Annotated in this window: 1 protein-coding gene; it reads left to right on the top strand. The window is 44.2% G+C overall.

The window, feature by feature from the left end; translation table 11 throughout:
- On the top strand, window positions 1-351 hold a 351-nt coding region (locus KH400_RS22890; RefSeq protein ID WP_217228561.1), incomplete at both ends, for a divalent metal cation transporter.

Raw genomic sequence — 351 nt, 5'->3', positions numbered from 1 at the left:
CAACTTGTACTTGCACTCATCAATCTCACAAACACGTAAGATTGACCGTTCATCAAACAAGAGTATTAAGGAAGCGATTCGCTTTACGACTTGGGATTCAAATATCCAATTGACGGGAGCGTTCGTCGTTAATTCATTGCTATTGATCGTCGGAGCAGCTTTGTTCTTCGGTCACGGCTCAGATTTGGAAGCCTTTGGTGATTTGTTCAACGCCTTGAACAACAAGGAAATCGTTGGTGCCATTGCGAGTCCTGTCTTGAGTATGTTGTTCGCGGTTGCCTTGTTGGCATCAGGACAAAACTCAACGATTACTGGAACGTTGACTGGTCAAATCATCATGGAAGGTTACAC

Source organism: Desertibacillus haloalkaliphilus, from assembly GCF_019039105.1.
GTDB classification, from domain to species: Bacteria; Bacillota; Bacilli; order Bacillales; family KJ1-10-99; genus Desertibacillus; species Desertibacillus haloalkaliphilus.
This window is presented reverse-complemented; position numbering and strand designations above follow the sequence as displayed.